This window comes from Dietzia sp. CW19 (genome assembly GCF_014145265.1).
Lineage (GTDB): Bacteria > Actinomycetota > Actinomycetes > Mycobacteriales > Mycobacteriaceae > Dietzia > Dietzia natronolimnaea.
On the sequence record NZ_JAALEE010000288.1, the window covers coordinates 1 to 1,181 of the forward strand.

Consider the following 1,181-nt stretch of genomic DNA (forward strand, 5'->3'; position numbering starts at 1 on the left):
GGGTGCGGCGGGGTGACGGGTCGGGGCGCATGGGGCAAGCGTCGACGACGACGAGCGTGGCATCCCTCGTCCATCCCGCGATTTCGGCATCGTCTGTGGAGACGGGCGGCCATGTGGAGCATCGGACCCGCCGGCCCATCGGACCCGCCAGCCCATCCAAAAGGACGTTTCGCACACCTCCCTCTCGGCCGACGTGAGCCGAACAGACTTCTCGTTGGTCGGCGATGGCGAGGTCGGCCGCTCCCCGCACTGTGACGCGGGCCGCTGTCCATCGCCACCGGCCTCGGTAGACTGGGTCCCCACACCGGTCGGTCGAGCGCAGGGCGGAGAACCCGTCCGCGGCGGGCCGGGACAGAACCTTTCAGGAGTTGACCTCAACGATGACCACTGTCGCCGTAGTCGGAGCCACGGGCCAGGTGGGGCGCGTGATGCGCGCCCTGCTGGAGGAGCGGGACTTCCCGGCTGACAAGGTGCGGTTCTTCGCCTCCGCCCGGTCGGCGGGCACCACGCTGCCGTTCCGCGGCGAGGAGATCGTCGTGGAGGACACGGCCGACACCACCGACGAGGAGCTCAAGGGCATCGACATCGCCCTGTTCTCCGCGGGCGGCACGATGTCCAAGGAGCAGGCCCCTCGGTTCGCCGCGGCCGGCGCCGTCGTCGTCGACAATTCCAGCGCCTGGCGCAAGGACCCCGACGTCCCGCTGATCGTCTCCGAGGTCAACCCCGAGGCCGCGCAGAACCCGCCCAAGGGCATCATCGCCAACCCCAACTGCACCACCATGGCCGCGATGCCGGTGCTCAAGGTGCTGCACGACGCCGCGGGGCTCACGCGCCTCGTCGTCTCCACGTACCAGGCCGTGTCCGGGTCGGGGTTGCAGGGCGTGCGGACCCTCGAGGAGCAGGTGACCGGGAACGTCGGCGTCGGCCACGAGTTGGTGCACGACGGCGCGGCGCTCAAGGTGGACGACACGGGGCCGTACGTGGCGCCGATCGCGTTCAACGTGCTGCCGATGGCGGGCGCGCTGGTCGACGACGGGTCCGAGGAGACCGACGAGGAGCAGAAGCTGCGCAACGAGTCGCGCAAGATCCTCGGGCTGCCGGAGCTGCGCGTCGCCGGCACCTGCGTGCGCGTACCCGTGTTCACCGGCCACACGCTGAGCATCAACGCCGAGTTCGAGCGG

General features: G+C 70.4%; 1 protein-coding gene. It reads left to right on the forward strand.

All coding sequences use genetic code 11. The features are described 5' to 3' along the window. Window positions 1-380 precede the first annotated feature (380 nt). Window positions 381-1,181, forward strand: an 801-nt coding sequence (locus tag G6021_RS09290; RefSeq protein ID WP_182641129.1) for an aspartate-semialdehyde dehydrogenase, incomplete at its 3' end; no start/stop codon positions are given.